This window comes from Pseudomonas sp. CC120222-01a (assembly GCF_003097235.1).
Taxonomy (GTDB): Bacteria; Pseudomonadota; Gammaproteobacteria; order Pseudomonadales; family Pseudomonadaceae; genus Aquipseudomonas.
Genome location: NZ_QEQQ01000013.1, coordinates 92,062 through 114,136, shown reverse-complemented (window position 1 = coordinate 114,136; position 22,075 = coordinate 92,062). Strand labels below are relative to the sequence as shown.

Sequence of the window (22,075 nt, the reverse complement as noted above, 5' to 3'; positions counted from 1 at the left end):
CGTTCATCCTCCCCAAGCCGCCATTTCTGAACAAGGTTCGTTCAACCCATGCAAGTGTCCAATTCCCGATCCCCTCGTCGCTGGCTCGTCGGCCTGCTGATCCTGCTGCTGGTGGCCTTGCTGGCCTGGTGGCTGTGGCCTGCGGCAACGCCTGCCCACAAAGCGGCCGGGGGCGGGCGCGGCGGCAAAGGCATGGGGATGGGCATGGGCCGGCCGGGCTTCGGCGGCTCCACCGACCCGGTGCCGGTGCGCGTCGAACCGGTGCGGGTGGGTGACTTCCCCCTCTACTACAAGGCCCTGGGCACGGTCACCGCGACCAACACGGTGAATGTACGCAGTCGTGTGGCCGGCGAGCTGGTCAAGATCCTGTTCAAGGAGGGCCAGCAGGTCAAGGCCGGCGACCTGCTCGCTGAAATCGATCCGCGCCCTTACCGCATCGCCCTGCAGCAGGCCGAAGGCACCCTGGCCCAGAACCAGGCGCAACTGAAGAACGCCCAGGTCGACCTGGCGCGTTACAAAGGCCTGTACGCCCAGGACAGCATCGCCAAGCAGACCCTCGACACTGCCGAAGCCCAGGTCGCGCAGTTCCAGGGGCTGGTCAAGACTAACCAGGCCCAGGTCAATGATGCCCGCCTGAACCTCGATTTCACCCAGATCCGCGCACCTATCAACGGCCGCGTGGGCCTGCGCCAGCTCGACCTGGGCAACCTGGTGGCGGCCAACGACACCACCGCACTGGTGGTGATCACCCAGACCGAGCCAATCAGCGTCGCCTTCACCTTGCCGGAAACCGAGCTGAGCACCGTGCTCGACCGTTATCGCAGCGGCGCCAGCCTGCCGGTCGAGGCCTGGGACCGTTCCGACAGCAAACTGCAGTCGACCGGCGTGCTGGGCAGCATCGACAACCAGATTGACACCACCACCGGCACCCTCAAGTTCAAGGGCCGCTTCGAGAACAAGGACCTGGCCCTGTTCCCCAACCAGTTCGTCAACGTGCGCCTGCTGGCCGACACCCTCAAGCAGGTGGTGATGGCGCCGGCCGCGGCCGTGCAGTTCGGCAACGACGGCACCTTCGCCTACGTGGTCAATGACCAGAGCACGGTCAATATCCGCAAGCTCAAGGTCGGCGCCAGCGATGGCCAGAACAGCGTCATCCTTGAGGGCCTCAAGGCCGGCGACCGCCTGGTGCTGGAAGGCACCGACCGCCTGCGCGAAGGTACCAAGGTCGAAGTGGTCGAAGACAGCTCGCAAGTGCCGACCACCCCCGGCCAGCACTTGCAAGGCCAGGACGCCAAGGGCTCGGCCCAGGCCGATGAAGCGCCTTCCGGCAAAGCGGCAGCCAAGGCGGGCGCATGAACCTGTCACGCCTGTTCATCCTCCGCCCGGTCGCTACCACGCTGACCATGCTGGCCATCGTCCTGGCCGGCCTGATCGCCTACAAGCTGCTGCCGGTGTCGGCCTTGCCCCAGGTCGATTACCCGACCATCCGGGTCATGACCCTGTACCCAGGCGCCAGCCCGCAAGTCATGACCAGCGCGGTCACCGCACCGCTGGAGCGCCAGTTCGGCCAGATGCCGGGCCTTGAGCAGATGGCGTCGACCAGTTCCGGTGGTGCCTCGGTGCTGACCCTGCGCTTCAGCCTGGACATGAACATGGATGTTGCGGAGCAGCAGGTGCAGGCCGCGATCAACGCCGCCAGCAACCTGCTGCCCAGCGACCTGCCGGCGCCGCCGGTCTACAACAAGGTCAACCCGGCCGATACCCCGGTGCTGACCCTGGCCATCTCCAGCAAGACCATGCCGCTGCCCAAGCTCAACGACCTGGTCGACACCCGCGTGGCGCAGAAGCTCGCGCAGATCAGCGGCGTAGGCATGGTCAGCATCGCCGGCGGCCAGCGCCAGGCGGTGCGGATCAAGGTCAACGTGGATGCGCTGGCGGCCAACGGCCTCAACCTCGACGACGTGCGCACCCTGATCGGCGCGTCCAACGTCAACCAGCCGAAGGGCAACTTCGATGGCCCGACCCGGGTGTCGATGCTCGACGCCAACGACCAGCTGCGCTCGCCCGAGGAATACGCCAACCTCATCCTCGCCTACAACAATGGCGCGCCGCTGCGCCTGAAGGATGTCGCCGAGATCGTCGACGGCGCCGAGAACGAACGCCTGGCCGCCTGGGCCAACCAGAACCAGGCCGTGCTGCTGAACATCCAGCGCCAGCCGGGTGCCAATGTCATCGAGGTGGTCGACCGCATCAAGGCGCTGTTGCCCTCGATCACCGACAACCTGCCGGCCGGCCTCGATGTGTCGGTGCTCACCGACCGTACCCAGACCATCCGCGCTGCAGTCAAGGACGTGCAGCATGAGCTGCTGATCGCCATCGTGCTGGTGGTGATGGTCACCTTCGTGTTCCTGCGCCGTTTCAGTGCCACGATCATTCCCTCGATCGCCGTACCGCTGTCGCTGATCGGCACCTTCGGCGTGATGTACCTGGCCGGCTTCTCGGTCAACAACCTGACGCTGATGGCCCTGACCATCGCCACCGGCTTCGTGGTCGACGACGCCATCGTCATGCTCGAGAACATCTCGCGCCACATCGAGGAAGGCGAAACGCCACTGCAGGCGGCGCTCAAGGGCGCCAAGCAGATCGGCTTCACCCTGATCTCGCTGACCTTCTCGCTGATTGCCGTATTGATCCCGCTGTTGTTCATGGCCGACGTGGTTGGCCGGCTGTTCCGCGAATTCGCCATCACCCTGGCGGTGGCCATCCTGATTTCCCTGGTGGTGTCGCTGACCCTGACCCCGATGATGTGCGCGCGCCTGCTCAAGCGTGAGCCCAAAGAGCAAGAGCAGGGCCGCTTCTACCGCGCCAGCGGTGCCTGGATCGACTGGATGATCGAACACTACGGCCGTGGCCTGCAGTGGGTGCTCAAGCACCAGCCGCTGACCCTGCTGGTGGCCGTGGCCACCCTGGCACTCACCGTGCTGCTGTACATGGTGGTGCCCAAGGGCTTCTTCCCGGTGCAGGACACCGGTGTGATCCAGGGTATTTCCGAAGCACCGCAATCGACCTCGTTCGCCGCCATGAGCGAGCGCCAGCAGGCCCTGAGCAAGGTCATCCTGCAGGACCCGGCGGTGCAGAGCCTGTCGTCCTACATCGGTGTCGACGGCGACAACGCCACGCTCAACAGCGGCCGCCTGCTGATCAACCTCAAGCCCCACGGCGAACGTGATGTGACTGCCGGGGAAGTGATCAGCCGCCTGCAACCGCAGCTCGACAAACTGGTCGGTATCCGCCTGTTCATGCAGCCGGTGCAAGACTTGAGCATCGAGGACCGGGTCAGCCGTACCCAGTATCAGTTCAGCCTGTCGTCGCCCGATGCCGAGTTGCTGGCGCAGTGGAGCGGCAAGCTGGTGCAGGCCCTGCAGGAGCGCCCGGAGCTGCAGGACGTCGCCAGTGACCTGCAGGACAAAGGCTTGCAGGTGTACCTGGTGATCGACCGTGACATGGCCAGCCGCCTGGGCATCACCGTGGCGCAGATCACCAACGCCTTGTACGACGCCTTCGGCCAGCGGCAGATTTCTACCATCTACACCCAGGCCAGCCAGTACCGCGTGGTGCTGCAGGCCCAGGACGCGGCGGTCATCGGCCCGCAGGCGCTGGAGTCGATTCACGTCAAGGCCACCGATGGCGGCCAGGTGCGGCTGTCGGCGCTGGCGCGCATCGAGCAGCGCCAGGCGCAACTGGCCATTTCGCACATCGGCCAGTTCCCGGCGGTGACCCTGTCGTTCAACCTGGCCCATGGTGCGTCGCTGGGCGAGGCGGTCAAGGTGATCGAGCAGGTGCAGCAGGACATCGGCATGCCGCTCGGCGTGCAGACCCGCTTCCAGGGCGCCGCCGAAGCCTTCCAGGCCTCGCTGTCGAGCACCTTGCTGCTGATCCTGGCGGCCGTGGTGACCATGTACATCGTGCTGGGCGTGCTCTACGAGAGCTACATCCACCCGGTGACCATCCTTTCGACCTTGCCGTCGGCGGCGGTCGGCGCCTTGCTGGCGCTGATCCTCAGCGGCAACGACCTGGGCATGATCGCCATCATCGGCATCATCCTGCTGATCGGCATCGTCAAGAAGAACGCGATCATGATGATCGACTTCGCCCTGGAGGCCGAGCGCAACCAGGGCATGAGCCCGCAGGATGCGATCTACCAGGCGGCGCTGCTGCGCTTCCGGCCGATCCTGATGACCACCCTGGCCGCGCTGTTCGGCGCCGTGCCGCTGATGCTCGCCACCGGCTCCGGTGCCGAATTGCGCCAGCCGCTGGGCCTGGTGATGGTCGGCGGCCTGCTGGTCAGCCAGGTGCTGACGCTGTTCACCACCCCGGTCATCTACCTGTACTTCGACCGCCTGGCCCGTCGCTGGCGCCCGGCCGCTGACGCACAGCAGGCCGAGGCATGAACCTGTCCGGACCTTTCATCCGCCGGCCTGTGGCGACCATGCTGCTGAGCCTGGCGATCATGTTGCTCGGCGGTGTCAGCTTCGGCCTGCTGCCGGTGGCGCCGCTGCCGCAGATGGACTTCCCGGTGATCGTGGTCTCGGCCAACCTGTCCGGGGCCAGCCCCGAGGTCATGGCCGCCACCGTGGCCACGCCGCTGGAACGCAAGCTCGGCAGTATCGCCGGCGTCACCACCCTGACCAGCAGCTCGAACCAGGGCTCGACCCGGGTGATCATCGGCTTCGAGATGGGCCGTGACATCGACGGCGCCGCACGTGAGGTGCAGGCAGCGATCAATGCCACGCGCAACCTGCTGCCCAGCGGCATGCGCAGCATGCCCACCTACAAGAAGATCAACCCGTCGCAGGCGCCGATCATGGTGCTCTCGCTGACCTCCAGCGTGCTGCAGAAGGGCCAGCTGTATGACCTGGCCGACACCATCCTGTCGCAGAGCCTGGCCCAGGTCAGCGGGGTAGGGGAAGTGCAGATCGGTGGCAGCTCGTTGCCGGCGGTGCGCATTGCCGTGGAGCCGCAGCTGCTCAACCAGTACAGCCTGTCGCTGGACGAAGTGCGCACGGCGGTGTCGAACGCCAACCAGCGCCGGCCCATGGGCTTTGTCGAGGATGCCGAGCGCAACTGGCAGGTGCGCGCCAACGACCAGTTGGAAACCGCCAAGGACTACGAGCCGATCGTGATCCGCCAGTCGAACGGCACCATCTTGCGCCTGTCCGACGTGGCCACTGTCACCGATAGCGTCGAGAACCGCTACAACAGCGGCTTCTTCAACGACCAGAGTGCGGTGCTGCTGGTGGTCAACCGCCAGACCGGCGCCAACATCATCGAGACCGTCGACCAGATCAAGGCACAGCTGCCGGCCCTGCAATCACTGCTGCCGGCCAACGTGCAACTGAACGTGGCGATGGACCGCTCGCCGGTGATCAAGGCCACCCTCAAGGAGGCCGAACACACCCTGCTGATCGCTGTGGTGCTGGTGATCCTGGTGGTCTACCTGTTCCTCGGCAGCCTGCGCGCCTCGCTGATCCCAAGCCTGGCGGTGCCGGTGTCGCTGGTGGGCACCTTCGCGGTGATGTACCTGTGCGGCTTTTCGCTGAACAACCTGTCGCTGATGGCGCTGATCCTCGCCACCGGCCTGGTGGTGGACGATGCGATCGTGGTGCTGGAGAACATTTCCCGGCATATCGAGGACGGCCAGCCGCCGATGCGTGCGGCGTTCCTCGGCGCCAAGGAAGTCGGTTTCACCTTGCTGTCGATGAACGTCTCGCTGGTGGCGGTGTTCGTCTCGATCCTGTTCATGGGCGGCATCGTGCGCAACCTGTTCCAGGAGTTCTCGATCACCCTGGCGGCGGCGATCATCGTCTCGCTGGTGGTGTCGTTGACCCTCACGCCGATGCTCTGTGCCCGTTGGCTCAAGCCTCACCGCGCCGAGCCGACACGCCTGCAACGCTGGAGCGACAAGGCGCACCAGCGCATGGTCGATGTCTACGACCGCAGCCTCGGCTGGGCCCTGCGCCACAAGCGCCTGACCTTGTTCAGCCTGCTGGCGACCATCGGCCTGAACATCGCCCTGTACGTAGTGGTGCCCAAGACCCTGATGCCGCAACAGGACACCGGCCAGCTGATGGGCTTCATCCGCGGCGACGACGGCCTGTCGTTCAACGTGATGCAGCCGAAGATGGAGATCTACCGCCGCGCCTTGCTCGCCGACCCGGCGGTGGAAAGCGTGGCCGGCTTCATTGGCGGTAACAGCGGCACCAACAACGCCATGGTGCTGGTGCGGCTGAAGCCGATCAACGAGCGCAAGCTCGATGCACAAAAAATCATCGAGCGCCTGCGCAAGGAAATGCCCAAGGTACCGGGTGGGCGGCTGTTCCTGATGGCCGACCAGGACCTGCAGCTGGGCGGCGGTGGCCGTGACCAGACCTCTTCGCAGTACCTGTATACCTTGCAGAGCGGCGACTTGGCTGCCTTGCGCCAGTGGTTCCCCAAGGTGGTCGCGGCGCTGCGCGCATTGCCCGAGCTGACCGCCATCGACGCCCGTGACGGCTCCGGTACCCAGCAGGTGACCCTGGTGGTCGACCGTGACCAGGCCAAGCGCCTGGGCATCGACATGGACATGGTCACTGCGGTGCTGAACAACGCCTACAGCCAGCGGCAGATCTCGACCATCTACGACAGCCTCAACCAGTATCAGGTGGTCCTGGAGATCAACCCGAAATACGCCTGGGACCCGAGTACCCTGGAACAGGTGCAGGTGATCACCAGCGACGGCGCGCGGGTGCCGTTGTCGACCATTGCCCACTACGAGAACAGCCTGGCCAACGACCGGGTCAGCCACGAAGGCCAGTTCGCCTCCGAAGACATCGCCTTCGACGTTGCTGAAGGCTACAGCCCCGACCAGGCCATGGCCGCAGTGGAGCGGGAAGTGGCCAAGCTCGGCCTGCCCGAGGAAGTGATCGCCAAGCTCGGCGGCACGGCCAGTGCCTTCGCCAAGACCCAGGAAGGCCAGCCGTTCATGATCCTCGGTGCCCTGGTGCTGGTGTACCTGGTGCTGGGCATCCTCTACGAAAGCTACATCCACCCGCTGACCATCCTGTCGACCTTGCCCTCGGCCGGCGTCGGTGCCTTGCTCGCACTTTATGCCACGGGCGGCGAGTTCAGCCTGATCTCGCTGCTGGGCCTGTTCCTGCTGATCGGTGTGGTGAAGAAGAACGCCATCCTGATGATCGACCTGGCGCTGCAACTGGAGCGCCACCAGGGCCTGAGCCCGGAAGAGTCGATCCGCCGCGCCTGCCTGCTGCGCCTGCGGCCGATCCTGATGACCACCCTGGCGGCCATCCTCGGCGCCTTGCCGCTGCTGATCAGCCGCGCCGAAGGTGCCGAGATGCGCCAGCCGCTGGGCCTGACCATCATCGGCGGCCTGGTCGTCAGCCAGCTGCTGACCCTCTACACGACGCCGGTGGTGTACCTGTACCTGGACCGCCTGCGTCACCGATTCAACCATTGGCGCGGTATCCGCACCGACGCCGCCCTGGACACACCGCTATGAACTTCGCCCAGACCCGACTTCACCATGCCTTGCAGCTGCTGACCCGTGGGCGGGGCTCACGCCTGGCCGGCGCCGGGCTGTGCGTGGCCATGCTCAGCGCCTGTACCCTGAGCCCGGACTACCACCGCCCGGAACTGAGCACCCCGGCGCAGTACAAGCAGGCCGAAGGCTGGACCCAGGCCAACCCGTCCGACGCCATCGCCCGTGGCGCCTGGTGGGAGATCTACGGCGATGCCGGGCTGAATGCGCTGGTCGAGGAGCTCAACCGCAGCAACCAGACCGTCGCGCAATCGGAAGCCCAGTACCGCCAGGCCCAGGCCTTGGTGCGCAGCAGCCGGGCGTCGCTGTTCCCCAGCCTGGACCTGACAGCAACCAAGAACCGTTCGGCACAAGGCACCGGCAGCTCCAGTTCGAGCCTGTCCAACAACAGCAGCGGCATTCGCAACACCTACAACGCGCAGCTCGGCGTCAGCTGGGAAATCGACCTCTGGGGCAAGCTGCGCGAAACCATGAATGCCAACGAGGCCAGTGCCGAAGCCAGCTTCGCCGACCTGGCCGCGATCCGCCTCAGCCAGCAGTCGGAGCTGGTGCAGAACTACCTGCAATTGCGTGTGATCGACGAACAGAAGCGCTTGCTCGAAGCGACCGTGGCGACTTACGAGCGCTCGCTGCGGATGAACGAAAACCAGTACCGCGCCGGTGTTGCCGGCCCCGATGCGGTGGCCCAGGCGCGTACCCAGTTGAAGTCCACCCAGGCTGACCTGATCGACCTGATATGGCAGCGCGCGCAGTTCGAGAACGCCATTGCCGTGCTGCTGGGCAAGGCCCCGGCGGAATTCTCCCTGGCTGACAGCAAGCGCATTCCGGCATTGCCGCAGATCCCTGTGACGCTGCCGTCGCAACTGCTCGAACGCCGCCCCGACATCGCCTCGGCCGAGCGCAACGTGATGGCCGCCAACGCCAATATCGGCGTGGCCCGCGCCGCTTACTTCCCGGACTTGAGCCTGAGCATGAGCGGCGGTTACTCCAGCAGCAGCTTCAGCAACTGGATCGAACTGCCCAACCGTTACTGGTCGGTGGGGCCGCAACTGGCGATGACCCTGTTCGACGCCGGCAAGCGCAGCGCCGAAGTCGACCGCACCCGGGCGGTGTATGACCAGACCGTGGCGCAATACCGCCAGACCGTACTTGACGGTTTCAAGGAGGTGGAGAACTTCCTGGTGCAGTTGAAGGTGTATGCCGACGAAGCCGTGGTGCGTCAGGAAGCGCTGGAGGCAGCCCGCGAATCGTTGCGCCTGACCGAGAACCAGTACCGGGCAGGCCTGATCGGTTACCTCGATGTGGTCAACGTGCAGACCACAGCACTGAGCAATGAGCGCAGTGCGCTGACGCTGCTGCAAGGCCGGCTGGTGGCCAGCGTACAGCTGATTGCTGCGCTGGGTGGCGGCTGGGATGCCGAACAGGCGTTTGCCCAACAGGATTAAGGCACCCCTGCAGGCCGACTCGGTCTACTGTGGGAGCGGCCTTGTGTCGCGAAAGGGCTGCGAAGCAGCCCCAGCAATTAGTGTGCAAACGCCAATATCATGGGGCTGCTTCGCAGCCCTTTCGCGACACAAGGCCGCTCCCACAAAAAACGCGGCGGCCCGACAAATGGCAATGTGCCTTCATTCGGTGATGAAAGCGGTCTAGTTCAAGCATTTCGAAACCTCTTGTCATTCGTTCGATCCATTCCCATTCGCACAAACTCCGTGCGTTTCGCCAAAGCTTGAGTACAATCGCCAGTTTTTCCGGGCCCCCTGTTCCGAGCTGGATTTTCCGATGCTGACCGGTAGTTATTCCTCCGCGCTGGTGCTGATTTCACTTTGCGTAGCCATCCTTGCTTCCTACACAGCCCTTGACCTGACTGGCCGCATCGCCACGGCCAAGGGCCGTGCCATGTATTTGTGGATGGGCGGGGGAGCGCTGGCCATGGGCATCGGCGTGTGGTCGATGCACTTCATCGGCATGCTCGCCTTCAGCCTGCCCATCGCCCTGGGCTACGACATCGGCCTGACCGTCTTCTCACTGGTAATCGCCGTACTGTCTTCCGGCTTCGCCCTGTGGCTGGTGAGCCAGCCCAGCTTGCCCCGGCTGCAGCTGGCCTTCGGCGCCCTGATCATGGGCTCCGGGATCGCCTGCATGCACTACACCGGCATGGCCGCGATGCGCATGCTGCCCGGCATCGATTATGACCCGACCTTGTTCGGCGCCTCGCTGGCCATAGCGGTAGGTGCTTCGGCGGCCGCGTTGTGGATTGCCTTCCGCCTGCGTCAACACACCCCCTACGTGCGCCAGATCCGCGGCCTGGCGGCCATGGTGATGGGCGTTGCCATCGTCGGCATGCACTACACCGGCATGGCGGCGGCGAACTTTCCCGAGGGCAGCTTCTGCGGCGCGTTGACCGACGGCCTGCAGGGCGATGGCCTGGTCTACCTGGTGCTGATCACCACCTTGGCAGTGCTGGCCGTGGCACTGCTCACCTCGGTGCTGGATGCGCGCCTTGAGGCACGCACGGCAGCACTGGCCCACTCGTTGACCCTGGCCAACCAGGAACTGACCCAGCTGGCTTTGCACGACACCTTGACCGCGCTGCCCAACCGCACGCTGTTGTCCGACCGCATCGAGCAAGCCATTGGCAAGGTGGCGGAGCAGGGCGGCTGCTTTGCGCTGATGTTCATCGACCTGGATGGTTTCAAACCGGTCAACGACGCCTTTGGCCACCATGTTGGCGACCTGCTGCTCAAGGCCGTGGCGGCCCGCCTGCGCGGCCATCTGCACAGCCAGGACACCCTGGCGCGGATCGGCGGTGACGAGTTCGTGCTGCTGGTAGAACTGGAGGAGCCGGAGGACGCCATGGACGTGGCGGCCAAGCAGGTCAACCTGGTGTCGCGCACTTTCCGCGTTGCCGAGCATGACCTGCAACTGACCGCCAGCCTGGGGATCGTGCTGTACCCCGGTAACGGCCAGGACCAACTTGAACTGCTGCGCAATGCCGACGCTGCGATGTACCACGCCAAGAGCGCCGGCAAGAACGGCTACAGCTTCTTCGACGCCTCGATGAACAGCAACGCCCGGCAACAGTTGCAGCTGTTGCAGGACCTGCGCACGGCCCTTGAACAGGGTCAGTTCCGCCTGCACTACCAGCCCAAGTTCGACGCCCAGGCCTGCCGGCCGATCGGTGCCGAAGCCTTGCTGCGCTGGGAGCACCCACAGCACGGCCTGATGCTGCCTGACCGTTTCATTGGGCTGGCGGAAAAGACCGGCCTGATCATCCCGATCGGCGAGTGGGTGCTGGATGAGGCCTGCCGGCAGATGCGCCAGTGGCTCGAGCAAGGGCACAGCGATTGGCGCATGGCGGTCAACCTGTCGGCCATCCAGTTCTGCCATTCCGGGCTGGTCGACAGCGTTGCCCGTGCCCTGCAGGAGAACGGCCTGCCGGCCAACCGCCTGACCCTGGAGATCACCGAAACCACCGCCATGCACGACGCCGATGCCAGCCTGACCGTGCTGCAGCGTCTTTCCGACATGGGGGTGGACCTGTCCATCGACGACTTCGGCACCGGCTATTCGAGCCTGATGTACCTCAAGCGCCTGCCGGCCAATGAGCTGAAAATCGACCGGGGTTTCGTGCGTGACCTGGAGCAGGACAGCGACGACGCGGCAATTGTCTCGGCAATCGTTGCCCTGGGCCAGGCATTGGGCCTGCGCATCGTTGCCGAAGGGGTGGAAACCGACCGCCAGCAGGACTTTCTGACCCGCCTGGGTTGCGATTCGCTGCAGGGTTATCTGCTCGGGCAGCCGGTGCCGGCCGAGCAGTTCATGGGCAGGTTGCAGACGTTGCGCGAAGAAAGCGAGGCGGTTGTCTAGCCCGCGTCAAGCAGGGTGAAGGCCGGTGCGAAGGCGTCCATCTCGGCCTCCACGGCCTCGATGATGCGCTCGACATCGGCCGCGGCCATGATCGCCGTGCAGGGGATGCCGGCGATGGCCAGCAGGGTCTCGCCCGTGGCCCGGTCGAACAGCCGTGCAACCATGCTGCGCGGCGCATCCATGCTGGCCTCGAAGCCCAGCGGATGGAAATGCCAGCGCATCACCTGGCAGGCGTTGGGGAACGTCAACTTGTTCAAGCCAGCCTCCTTGTCCTTGCCTGGACGCGGTGATCGGCAGCCGTTCGCTCGGCCGCCGGGAACCTAACCATAGCACCTGCCACAGCCCATGCTCGGCGCAATACAAGACAAATGTATGAATGCATGACAAGGGTCACACCGCTGTCATGCCAGCCGTTTGGCGGCAAATGGCCACGCAAACGTTTTCACCGCACGATGCCAGCATGGTTGCCGGTTTGCTCTGCTATTTTTATCCACATTCGGCGCACGGCGTTTTCGGACGAGCGGTGCGAGCTGGGCAGACAGGGAGACAGTCATGCGCTATTCCACGCTCACCCAACGCATCGCCGGCGAAGCCGTGGCGGCGTGGGACATTCACTACCAGGCCCAGGCATTGCGCCGCGAGGGGCGCGAGATCTTCCTGCTGTCGGTGGGGGACCCGGACTTCGATACGCCCGCGCCGGTGGTCGATGCGGCGATCGCCAGCCTTAAGCGCGGCGAAACCCATTACAGCGATGTGCATGGCAGCCTGGCGCTGCGTCAGGCGATTGCCCGGCGTACGGGCGCGCAGGTCTCGGTCGACCAGGTGATGGTCCTCGCCGGTGCCCAGTGTGCGCTGTATGCGGTTTGCCAGTGCCTGTTCGAACACGGTGACGAGGTGATCGTTGCCGAGCCCATGTATGTCACCTATCAGGGCGTGTTTGGTGCCTGCGGGGCGCAGCCCGTGCAGGTGCCTGTCAGCCCTGAACAGGGCTTTCGTCTGGACCCGATGGCGGTGGCCCGGGCGATCACCCCGCGTACCCGTGGCCTGCTGTTGAACACTCCGCATAACCCGACCGGCGCCGCCATTTCGCCGCAGGACATGGCGCTGTTGGCGCAACTGTGCCGTGAACATGACCTGTGGCTCGTTTGCGATCAGGTGTATAGCGGTTTGCTGTTCGACGGCGAGCCGGCAGACCCGCTCAGCCTGCCAGGCATGGCCGAGCGCTGCGTGCTGATCGACAGCGTGTCCAAGTCCCATGCCATGAGCGGCTGGCGCGTGGGCTGGGTGGTGGGCCCGCAACCGTTGATTGCCCACCTGGCTACCTTGGCCATGGTGATGCTGTTCGGCCTGCCAGAGTTTGTCATGGCGGCTGTTTGCGCGGCGCTGGAGCAGGGCTTGCCGGCGGTGCAGGAGATGCGCGAGGCCTATCGGCAGCGGCGCGATCGAGTCTGTGCAGCCCTGGCGGACTGCCCGGGCGTGCTCGCCCATCGCCCGGCAGGCGGCATGTTCGTCATGCTCGACATCCGTGCCACCGGCCTCAATGCTCAGGCCTTCGCCCAGCGCCTGCTGTTGGAGGAGGGCGTAGCACTTTTGCCCGGGGATGCGTTCGGCCCCAGTGCGGCGGGGCATGTGCGCATGGGGCTGGTGCTCGATGCCGAGCGCCTGGAACACGCTTGCTGGCGCATCGCCGCCTGCGCCGGGCGTGTATTAGCCGAGCAGGCCTGCCGCAATATTGATGGTGAAACCCAGAATCGCCGTGTTGAACACAAAGCCTACCAGTGAATGCGCCAGCACCACCCGGCGCATGCCGCGCCCGCCGACGCCGATGTCGGAGGTCTGCACGGCAACGCTGATGGTGAACGAGAAGTAGTGGAAATCCCAGTAATCCGGGTTGCATTCACCGTCGGGGAAGCGCAGCGCCGGTGCGTTGCGATCACTGGTATAGAACAGGCGAGCGTAGTGCAGGCTGAAAATGCAACCGATCAGCAGCCATGAGCCGGCCACGGTTAGCCCGGTGTACAGGTAGTGCAGGGCCAGCGCGCTACCTTGCAAGCCGCGGCTGGAGACCAGCTGCAGCGTCACTGCGGCCAGGCTGGCGATGGCGGCGATGCACACGGTGAGCAACACCAGGCCGGCGTTCTCGTCCTCGACCCGGGCGATCTTGCGCACCTTGTCGGGGCTGGCTCGCGAGGTCAGCCACAGGACCAGCAGCAGGTACAGCCAGACGCCCAGGTTCCAGCCAGCGAGGATGCGCTGGACGGTATCGTCGGCAGGGATCAGCCAGGCGCCGAAGATGCCGACCAGGGCGGCGATGCTCAGGCGGGGGTGGGTACGGGTCAGGCGGTGGAAAGCCATGGGTGCTCGCAGGTGGATGCTTGGTCTGAACTCTAGACCACAGATCACCTGCCAAGCCATGGGTTCGATCAAGTCGCCTGGTTTACGTTACCATTGCGCGCCGTTGCTTCGATTCGCTCCAGGATTCACGTTTTGTCCGACCTTTCGCAAAATCCACTGCTGCAATACCTGGCCCGGCTGGCACCTTCCAGCCAGCAGACCATGCGTTACATCCTTCAGGATGCCGCCGACCGGCTCGGTTTCGTCGACTGCAACCTCGTCGATGTGCCGTGGCACCGGCTCGATCCTGGCCATGTGATTGGGCTGGTGGCGGCATTGCGCGCCGATGGCTATGCGCCGAACAGTTCCTCGCTCTACGTCAACGCAGTGCGCGGGGTGATGAACGAGGCGTGGCGCCAAGGCCTGATCGACCATGAACAGCTGTTGCGCATCCGTGAGGTGAAGCCGGCGTCCGGCAGCCGCTTGCCACCCGGGCGCAACCTGCGGCGCAGCCTGATCCGCGAACTGATGGACCTGTGCGAGGCCGACCCACGGCCTCAAGGCGTGCGCGATGCGGCGATCATTGCCTTGTTGTATGGCACCGGCATGCGCAAGTCGGAATCGGTGGACATCGATCTCAGCCAGGTCGATTTCGAGGCGCGCAGCCTGCAGGTTACCGGCAAGGGCAACCGGCAACTGATCAAGTACGCCCCGGCCTGGGCCTTCGAGAAGCTGCAGGCCTGGCTGGACCTGCGCCGGCAAGCGTTGCCTGAAGGGGCGTCCGATGACCCGTTCCTGTTCAACCGCATCCGCCGGGGCAATCACATCACCCGTGCCCGTATCACCAAGCATGCGATCTACTACATCGCCCGCCAGCGCGGTGCCCAGGTGGGGGTGAAGATCATGCCCCACGATTTTCGCCGGGCGTTCATCACCCGGGTGATCGAAGAGCATGACCTGTCGATCGCGCAGAAGCTCGCGCACCATGCCAACATCCAGACCACAGCCAGTTATGACCGGCGTGATGACAACGAACGGCGGCGTGCGGTGGATCGCTTCGACTACTGATTCGCCTGCACCGGCCTCTTCGCGGGCTAGTGAATACTTGAAGCCAGGTCAAAGATCGGCATGTACATGAGGATCACGATCCCGCCAATCAGCAGCCCGATGAAGGTCATCAGCAGCGGTTCGAACAGTTTCACGAACCACTCCACCCAGCGGCCGATTTCCTGATCGTGGAAATCGGCGCAGCGTTCGAGCATTTCCCCAAGATTCCCCGATTGTTCCCCTGCCCGCAGCAAGCGCAACGACACGGGCGTCACCAGCTGGCCAGCCTCCAGTGCATCCGACAACGGTAGCCCTTCACCGACACGCCGGCTGGCCTGCTCAAGGCCTTGCGCCGAAGCGCTGCCGAGCAGCCCGTGGGCCATACCCATGGCGGTGAGGATCGGGATGCCGCCCTGCAGCAGAATACCCAGCGAGCGGTAGAAGCGCGCCAGTTCATACATCACCAGGCGCTGATGCAAGGCTGGCAAGCGCCGCAGTTGTCGTGACGCGCAGCGTCGCACCAGCGGGTTGCGGCGCAGTAACACCAGCGTGCCAATACCGCCTGCAACCGCCAGTGCCAGCGGCAGTTGCTGTGCATGCAGGAACAGGCCGACATCCATCAGTACCCGGGACAACCAGGGCAGTTCGCTGCCCATGCCCTCGAACACCAGGCTGAAGCGCGGCACCACATAGCCGAGCAGGAACAACACCACACCGCCGCCCACCAGCAACAGCAGCAAGGGGTAGACCGAAGCCCCCACCAGTTTTTGCCGGACCAGGTCCAGGCGTTGGCGATAGCCGATGTAGCGGGCCAGGGCATCGCCCAGCGCGCCGGTGCGCTCGCTGGATTGGACCAGCGCCACGTACAGCGGCGGGAATACCCGTGGCTGCTTGGCCAACGACTGGGACAGCGAATGGCCTTCATAGAGTTGACGCACCAGCTCGGTCAGGACCTTGCGCGTGGCCCCGACGGGGGACTTTTCCGCCAGGCTTTCCAGCGCATCGATCAGTGGCAGGCCGGCGTGCAGCAAGGTGGTCAGCTCCTGGCTGAACAGCACCAGGTCGAAAGTCGCCGCACGGCGCCAGGCCAGACCGCCCAGGGCTTTGCCCTGGCCGCGCACGCTGACCACCCGCAGCCCCTGGTTCTCGGCCTGGCGACGCGCGTGCTCGGCATCCTCGGCGTCGATCTGCAACTGCACGATGCCCTGTCTGCCGAGGGCCTTGAGGCTATAGCGCATGTCTATTCTCCTCATTGCCAGCTGGTGATTTCAGCGTTTTCGCCATCGCCGCCGGGCTGGCCATCCTTGCCCATCGACAGCAGGTCGTACTCACCGCCGTTCTCGCCGGGTTGGCGGTAGATGTAGGCGCGGCCCCAGGGGTCCTGCGGCACCGCCTTCTGCAGGTAGGGCCCCGACCAGCGCACCTCGCCACTGGGGGCGGTGACCAGCGCCTGCAGGCCCTGCTCACTGGTGGGGTAATGGCCGACTTCCAGGCGGTACAAGTCCAGGGCCTTGCCCAGGCCTTCGATCTGCGCCTTTGCCACCTTGGCTTCCGAGCGACCGAGTTGGCTGAAGTACTTGGGCGCGACGATACCGGCCAACAAACCGAGCACCACCAGGACCACCAGGAGTTCAAGCAGGGTGAAGCCACGTTGGGGGTTGGATCTGCGCTGCATGGTGAAGCCCTCCGCTGCATGGGGACACGCTTTTCCAAGCCCCATGCAACAGCCGTGCACGTCTGCCTCGGGGCCTTGCGCCATGCGCCATGGCAAGCGGCACGGTGCTTGCGTCGTAGCAGAAAAGCCCGGGTTTTCCGGGGCATTTCCCCCACATCGGGGGAGCACGGCGGGGAGGCGACCGACATGCGTGTGGTGATCCTGGTAGTGACCTGGCTGGTGGCGGCAAGCGCCCAGGCCGACATGTACATTTCCATCGATGCCAAGGGTGGTTATGTACTGAGCAACGTCCATCGGCCAGGACGCCATTACGAACGGGTGATCAGTGAACCGCTTGCCCAGGCGGGCCCGGCTGACGCGCAGATGATTACCGGGCGGCCCTATGCCGAACTGGTGGCGGCGGCGGCCCGCGACTACGATGTGCCGCTGGCGCTGCTGCATGCGCTGATCAAGGCCGAGTCAGGCTACAACCCCAAGGCCCGATCGGCGGCCGGGGCAGTAGGGCTGATGCAACTGATGCCCGATACGGCCAAGGAGATGGGCGTGGAAGACATCCTTGACCCTGAGGACAACGTGCAGGGTGGGGCGCGCTACCTCAAGCGCATGCTGACGCTGTTCGACAATGACATCACCCTGGCCGTGGCCGCCTACAACGCCGGCCCCGATGCCGTGCGGCGGCGCGGCACGGTACCGCCATACGCCGAGACCCGCCGTTATGTGCCAAGCGTGTTGCGCGAATACCGCAAATTGCAGGGGCTGGCCGATGACTCGCCACTCTGAACCGGCCTTGCGTCGCGAAAGTGACGCAACTCGTCCCCAATCAATGCCATGGTTACCCAACTCTGGGCTATAACCTTTCAACAGGTGCCCAGCAGTGGAGTCCGACATGGACATCGCCCCCCGTTCCGAAGCCATCGAGGCGCCTGCTGGCAACGACACCGCTGCCCCGCGCAGGCCGTTCAACCTGCTGCGCTGGTACGCCTGGGTGAGCTTGGCGATCATCCTGTCGGTGGCCGCTGGCCTGGGGCTGATTTCCAGTCGTTTCGTCATTGATGAGAGCATCGAGCGCGACGCCTTGCTTACCGCGCAGTTCATCACCTCGATCGCCGACGCCGAAGTGCGCCATGTGTCGATCCCCAATGTGCGCACCATGGGTGAACTGCTCGACCCACGCACCGATCGTACGGCCATGCCTGACGTTGACCCGGAAGCGCGGCGCAAGGCCCGTGGTGAGTTCCTTGACCATATCGCCCACTTGCCCGACATGCTGCTGGCCAACATCTATGCCCCGGACCGCACGGTGATCTGGTCGACCAACCCGGCGCTGATGGGCAAGCTTATTCAGGGCGACGACGACCTGGACCGGGCTTTCGAGTACAAGATGCGGGTCTCGGCCAGCTACCACAATTTCGAGCAGGCACGCGTCGAACAGAAATTCGTGGTCCCACCGGAGCAACTGTTCATCGAAAACTACATTCCATTGTTCGATGCCGATGGCGATACCGTCACGGCGATGGTGGAAATCTACAAGGAACCGCACGACCTGATCGTGCGCATCGAGCACGGCCTGATTCTCATCTGGCTGGCCATCACCGTCGGCGCTGCGCTGGTCTACATCGGCCTGTACGGCATCATGCGCCGTGCTGCGCGGGTGATGGCGGTGCAGCAGAAACGGCTGATCAACAGCGAGACCTATGTGGCCCTGGGCGAGGTGTCCTCGGCGGTGGCCCACAGCCTGCGCAACCCGCTGGCCAGCATCCGCTCCAGCGCCGAACTGGCCCAGGCCTTCGATGACGGCCCGGCACAACGCAACATCAATGACATCATCAGCCAGGTCGACCGCATGTCGCAGTGGATTCGCCAGTTGCTGCAATCCTTGCGGCCGCTGAATGACGAAGCGGTGCCGGTGGACTTGCCCCAAGTCTTGCAGGAAAGCCTGCAGAGCTTCGCCGTGCCGCTGGCCCGTAGTGGGGTCACCCTCGACCTGCGACCGGTACCGCCGGTGCAGGTGCTCGGCCACCCGGCGTTGCTCGCCCAGATCTTCAACAGCCTGATCGCCAATGCCCTGGAGGCGATGGAGCACGGCGGGCAGTTGCGTATCGAAGTGGTCAAGCGTGACCGGCGCAGCCTGACCTTGCGCCTTGCCGACACTGGCAAGGGCATGAGCGAGCAGCAGCAGCGTCTGGCGTTCAGGCCGTTTTTCAGCACCAAGCAAGGTGGGTTGGGTGTGGGGCTGGTACTGGTCAAACGCATCATGGAACGCTTTGGCGGTTCAGTTCGGCTCAGTAGCAGCAAGGGCCATGGCACGCGGGTCTCGCTCAGCTTTCGGTTGGTACGCACCTGATAATCGTTATTACGATTGTGATGTAACGCATTGATATATCTATATTTTGTTTATTTTGGGTAAGGAGTACCCAAATGTGGGGGAAAATCCTCGAACAAAAGTCATGAGAACCATGTAACTAGTTGATCTATATAAACATGATGATTGGTTTATGGGCATGGCGAAGTTTTTGCAGGTTCTCGCAGCAGGTAACGCGCGACAAAGGCGACGGTAGTTGCCCTGGTGGGGTGGCATCAATTTGCTACTATCGGTAGCAACGCGGTGACCACCTCTGAACGGACTCCCTGTATGGGAACGACGCGATGCAGATGCTGGATGAAGATGTCCCCGTGAAGCCCGCTGCACTGCCCAGCAGCAGTAGCCTTGCCGCGCCGCTGCACGAGTTCAACCTGCTGCGCTGGTTCTCGGTGATCAGCCTGCTGATCATCACTGCGGTGGCCGGTGGCCTGGGCTACGTGTCGACCCGCTTCGTGGTCCGTGACAGCGTCCAGCGGGATGCCATGCTCACTGCCCAGTTCATCCAGTCCCTGGCCTTGGCCGAAGTGCGTCATTCGCAGCTACCGCCCGGCACCACCATGGGCGAGCTGCTCAACCCGCGCCTGGATCAACAGCACCTGCAGGTCAGCCCGGAGCTTGCCGAGTCGACGCGGGACGAGTTTCTCGACCACGTCGAGCATTTGCCGGATACCTTGCTGGCCATTGTCTATGCCCGAGACCGTACCATCGTCTGGTCCACCAACCCTGAGCTGATTGGCAAGCGCATCGAAAACGACGGTGGCCTGAACCGCGCTTTCAGCTCGCGCAAGGCGGTGTCGGCCAGCTACCACAAGGTTGCAGAAGGCCGTGAAGAGCAGAAATTCCTGCGCCAGCCCAAATACCTGTTCATCGAAAACTACATCCCCTTGTTCGACAGCCAGGGCGAGCAGGCCTTGGCCATGGTCGAGATCTACAAGGAGCCGCAGGACCTGGTGCGGCGTATCCAGCGCGGTTACGTGCTGATCTGGGCATCGACCCTGGTAGGCGGGGCGCTGATCTACTTCGGCCTGTTCTGGATCGTGCGCCGCGCCGCGCACATGTTGCAGCAGCAACAGGACCGGCTGGTGGCCAGCGAAACCTACGTGGCCCTGGGCGAGATGTCCTCCGCCGTGGCCCATAGCTTGCGCAACCCGCTGGCCAATATCCGCTCCAGCGCCGAGCTGGCCGAGGAAATCGCCAGCCCGCTGGCGCAGAAGAACATCAATGACATCATTACCCAGGTTGATCGCATGTCGCGCTGGGTGCGTGAGCTGCTGGTGTCACTGCGCCCAGCCAGCGATACCGCCGAGGCGGTGGACCTGGTGGCGGCCATCGAAGATACCCATCAAGCCTTTGCCCAGCAGATCGAGCGCAACGGCGTGCACTTCAGCTACGAAGGGCCGCAGGCGCTGCAGGTGGCCAGCCAGCCCCTGCAATTGACGCAGATTCTCAACAGCCTGTTTTCCAATGCCCTGGAAGCCATGCCCAAGGGCGGCGTCCTGCATGCACAGGTCAGTCTGCAGGATGGCCAGCGCGCGCAGCTGTTGCTCAGTGACACCGGCAAGGGCATGAGCCAACAGCAGGAAAGAATGGTGTTCAAGCCATTCTTCACCACAAAGCAGGGCGGCCTCGGCGTGGGCCTGGCCCTGGTCAAGCGGATCATGGAACGGTTTGGTGGCTCGGTCAGCCTGAGCAGCCGTGAAGAGGAAGGAACCCGCGTCAGCCTCACTTTCAATATCGCAGCGGGAGGGGACCATGGAGCACAGCATCCTGGTAGTTGAGGATGACGAAATCCTCGGCGACAACATTCGCACCTACCTCAGCCTCAAGGGCTTCGAGGTAACGCTCTGCCACAGTGCGGAGCTGGCGCTGGAACAGATCAAGCGGGCCCAGCCCGATGCGGTACTGACCGACAACTCGCTCCCCGGCATGAGCGGGCATGACCTGCTGCGCACCCTGGTGCAGCAGGCGCCTGACCTCAAGGTGATCATGATGACCGGTTACGGCAATGTCGAAGACGCCGTGCAGGCCATGAAGGAGGGCGCGTTCCACTACCTGACCAAACCGGTGGTACTGGCCGAGCTCAAGCTGACCCTGGAAAAGGCCCTCGCGGCCGAACGCATGGAGCGCACCTTGTCGTTCTACCAGGAGCGCGAGGCGCAGAAGTCCGGGTTGCAGGCGCTGATCGGCGAGTCGCCGGCGATGCTCACCCTCAAGCACACGTTGCAGCAGGTGCTCGACGCCGAGCGGCGCATGGCGATGGACGACCTGCCGCCGGTGTTGGTCGAAGGCGAGACCGGTACCGGCAAGGAGCTGGTTGCCCGCGCGTTGCATTTCGATGGCTCGCGCAGCAAGGGGCCGTTCATCGAGTTCAACTGCGCCTCGATCCCGGCCAATTTGCTGGAAGCCGAACTGTTCGGACATGAGAAGGGCGCGTTCACCGACGCCAAGGAGCGCCGCGTGGGCCTGGTGGAGGCGGCCGATGGTGGCACGCTGTTCCTTGACGAGATCGGTGAGATGGACCTGGTGCTGCAGGCCAAGCTGCTCAAGCTGCTGGAAGACCGCAGCATTCGCCGTATCGGTGCGGTCAAGGAGCGCAAGGTCGACCTGCGGGTGATCAGTGCCACCAACTGTAACCTCGAGCAGATGGTGCAGCAGGGCAAGTTCCGCCGTGACCTGTTCTTCCGCCTGCGCATCATTGCCCTGAAAGTGCCGCGGCTGTACGCCCGAGGCCAGGATGTGCTGCTGCTGGCCCGGCATTTCCTGGCACACCACGGGCGCCGCTACGGCAAGCCGAACCTGCGCTTCAGCGCCGAGGCCGAAGCCTTGATGTTGAGCTACAGCTGGCCGGGCAATGTGCGTGAGCTGCGCAACATGCTGGAGCAGACCGTGTTGCTTGCGCCCAATGAGGTGGTGCAGGCGCATCAGTTGAACCTGTGCATGACCTTGATCGACGAGCCGATGGTGGCTCAGCCTACGGCGACCGTGTACGAACTGCCGCGTCATGAGCCGGAGGCGGGCACCAGCCTGCCGGACATGGAGCGCGACCTGGTGTGCAAGACCCTGGACCGTACCGACTGGAACGTCACCAAGTCGGCGCGGATGCTCGGCCTGTCGCGGGACATGCTGCGTTACCGCATCGAGAAGCTGGGGCTTACCCGGCCCGACAAGCGTCAGTGGTGAGGCAGGGGGCGCATAG

The 22,075-nt window shown here is 64.3% G+C and carries 15 protein-coding genes; 11 read left to right on the top strand and 4 right to left on the bottom strand.

The window, feature by feature from the left end:
* Nucleotides 1-48: 48 nt before the first annotated feature.
* From N430_RS17610 to N430_RS17585, 5 genes are all read left to right on the top strand, one after another.
* On the top strand, nt 49-1,356 hold the full coding sequence (locus N430_RS17610) for an MdtA/MuxA family multidrug efflux RND transporter periplasmic adaptor subunit (RefSeq protein WP_110638078.1): 1,308 nt from the start codon (nt 49-51) through the stop codon (nt 1,354-1,356).
* Nucleotides 1,353-4,451 carry an MdtB/MuxB family multidrug efflux RND transporter permease subunit gene (locus N430_RS17605; RefSeq protein ID WP_110638077.1) on the top strand — a complete coding sequence of 1,033 codons (3,099 nt, stop codon included), beginning with the start codon at nt 1,353-1,355 and terminating at the stop codon, nt 4,449-4,451. The genes N430_RS17610 and N430_RS17605 overlap by 4 nt, the downstream gene beginning before the upstream one ends.
* Nucleotides 4,448-7,555, top strand: coding sequence for an efflux RND transporter permease subunit (locus tag N430_RS17600; protein WP_110638076.1), 3,108 nt, complete (start codon nt 4,448-4,450; stop codon nt 7,553-7,555). Before N430_RS17605 ends, N430_RS17600 begins: the two co-directional genes overlap by 4 nt.
* Complete coding sequence (locus tag N430_RS17595) at nt 7,552-9,039, top strand: efflux transporter outer membrane subunit (RefSeq protein ID WP_110638075.1); 1,488 nt, start codon at nt 7,552-7,554, stop codon at nt 9,037-9,039. Before N430_RS17600 ends, N430_RS17595 begins: the two co-directional genes overlap by 4 nt.
* Before the next feature lie 334 nt (nt 9,040-9,373).
* Nucleotides 9,374-11,461, top strand: a complete 2,088-nt coding sequence (locus N430_RS17585; protein WP_110638073.1) for a bifunctional diguanylate cyclase/phosphodiesterase — start codon at nt 9,374-9,376, stop codon at nt 11,459-11,461.
* Here the strand turns inward: N430_RS17585 and N430_RS17580 are convergent.
* Nucleotides 11,458-11,718 (bottom strand): DUF1652 domain-containing protein, encoded by a 261-nt coding sequence (locus N430_RS17580; RefSeq protein WP_110638072.1) that lies wholly within the window; start codon nt 11,716-11,718, stop codon nt 11,458-11,460. The genes N430_RS17585 and N430_RS17580 overlap by 4 nt on opposite strands.
* A 295-nt stretch (nt 11,719-12,013) precedes the next feature.
* Here N430_RS17580 and N430_RS17575 point away from each other — a divergent pair, with 295 nt between their 5' ends.
* Nucleotides 12,014-13,243, top strand: a complete 1,230-nt coding sequence (locus tag N430_RS17575) for a pyridoxal phosphate-dependent aminotransferase (protein WP_110638071.1) — start codon at nt 12,014-12,016, stop codon at nt 13,241-13,243.
* Here the strand turns inward: N430_RS17575 and N430_RS17570 are convergent.
* Nucleotides 13,169-13,816 carry a DUF1345 domain-containing protein gene (locus tag N430_RS17570; protein WP_110638070.1) on the bottom strand — a complete coding sequence of 216 codons (648 nt, stop codon included), beginning with the start codon at nt 13,814-13,816 and terminating at the stop codon, nt 13,169-13,171. The genes N430_RS17575 and N430_RS17570 overlap by 75 nt on opposite strands.
* Before the next feature lie 132 nt (nt 13,817-13,948).
* Between N430_RS17570 and xerC the strand changes: the two genes are divergently transcribed.
* Entirely contained in the window at nt 13,949-14,863 is a 915-nt protein-coding gene (xerC, locus tag N430_RS17565) for a tyrosine recombinase XerC (RefSeq protein ID WP_110638069.1), read from the top strand.
* A 26-nt stretch (nt 14,864-14,889) separates the two neighbouring features.
* Here the strand turns inward: xerC and N430_RS17560 are convergent, their stop codons facing one another.
* Nucleotides 14,890-16,080 (bottom strand): type II secretion system F family protein, encoded by a 1,191-nt coding sequence (locus tag N430_RS17560; protein WP_110638068.1) that lies wholly within the window; start codon nt 16,078-16,080, stop codon nt 14,890-14,892.
* A gap of 11 nt (nt 16,081-16,091) precedes the next feature.
* Nucleotides 16,092-16,517, bottom strand: a complete 426-nt coding sequence (gspG, locus tag N430_RS17555) for a type II secretion system major pseudopilin GspG (protein ID WP_110638067.1) — start codon at nt 16,515-16,517, stop codon at nt 16,092-16,094.
* A gap of 186 nt (nt 16,518-16,703) precedes the next feature.
* On the opposite strand from gspG, the gene N430_RS17550 reads away from it, so the two are divergent.
* The 4 genes from N430_RS17550 to N430_RS17535 all read left to right on the top strand — a co-directional run bounded on the left by N430_RS17550 (nt 16,704) and on the right by N430_RS17535 (nt 22,059).
* Nucleotides 16,704-17,297, top strand: coding sequence for a lytic transglycosylase domain-containing protein (locus N430_RS17550; protein ID WP_110638066.1), 594 nt, complete (start codon nt 16,704-16,706; stop codon nt 17,295-17,297).
* 106 nt (nt 17,298-17,403) lie between these two features.
* Entirely contained in the window at nt 17,404-18,861 is a 1,458-nt protein-coding gene (locus N430_RS17545) for a HAMP domain-containing sensor histidine kinase (protein WP_110638065.1), read from the top strand.
* A gap of 302 nt (nt 18,862-19,163) precedes the next feature.
* Nucleotides 19,164-20,657, top strand: coding sequence for a sensor histidine kinase (locus N430_RS17540; RefSeq protein ID WP_110638064.1), 1,494 nt, complete (start codon nt 19,164-19,166; stop codon nt 20,655-20,657).
* Nucleotides 20,632-22,059: a sigma-54 dependent transcriptional regulator gene (locus N430_RS17535; protein ID WP_110638063.1), complete on the top strand. Its 1,428-nt coding sequence runs from the start codon at nt 20,632-20,634 to the stop codon at nt 22,057-22,059. Before N430_RS17540 ends, N430_RS17535 begins: the two co-directional genes overlap by 26 nt.
* The last annotated feature ends 16 nt before the right edge of the window (nt 22,060-22,075 follow it).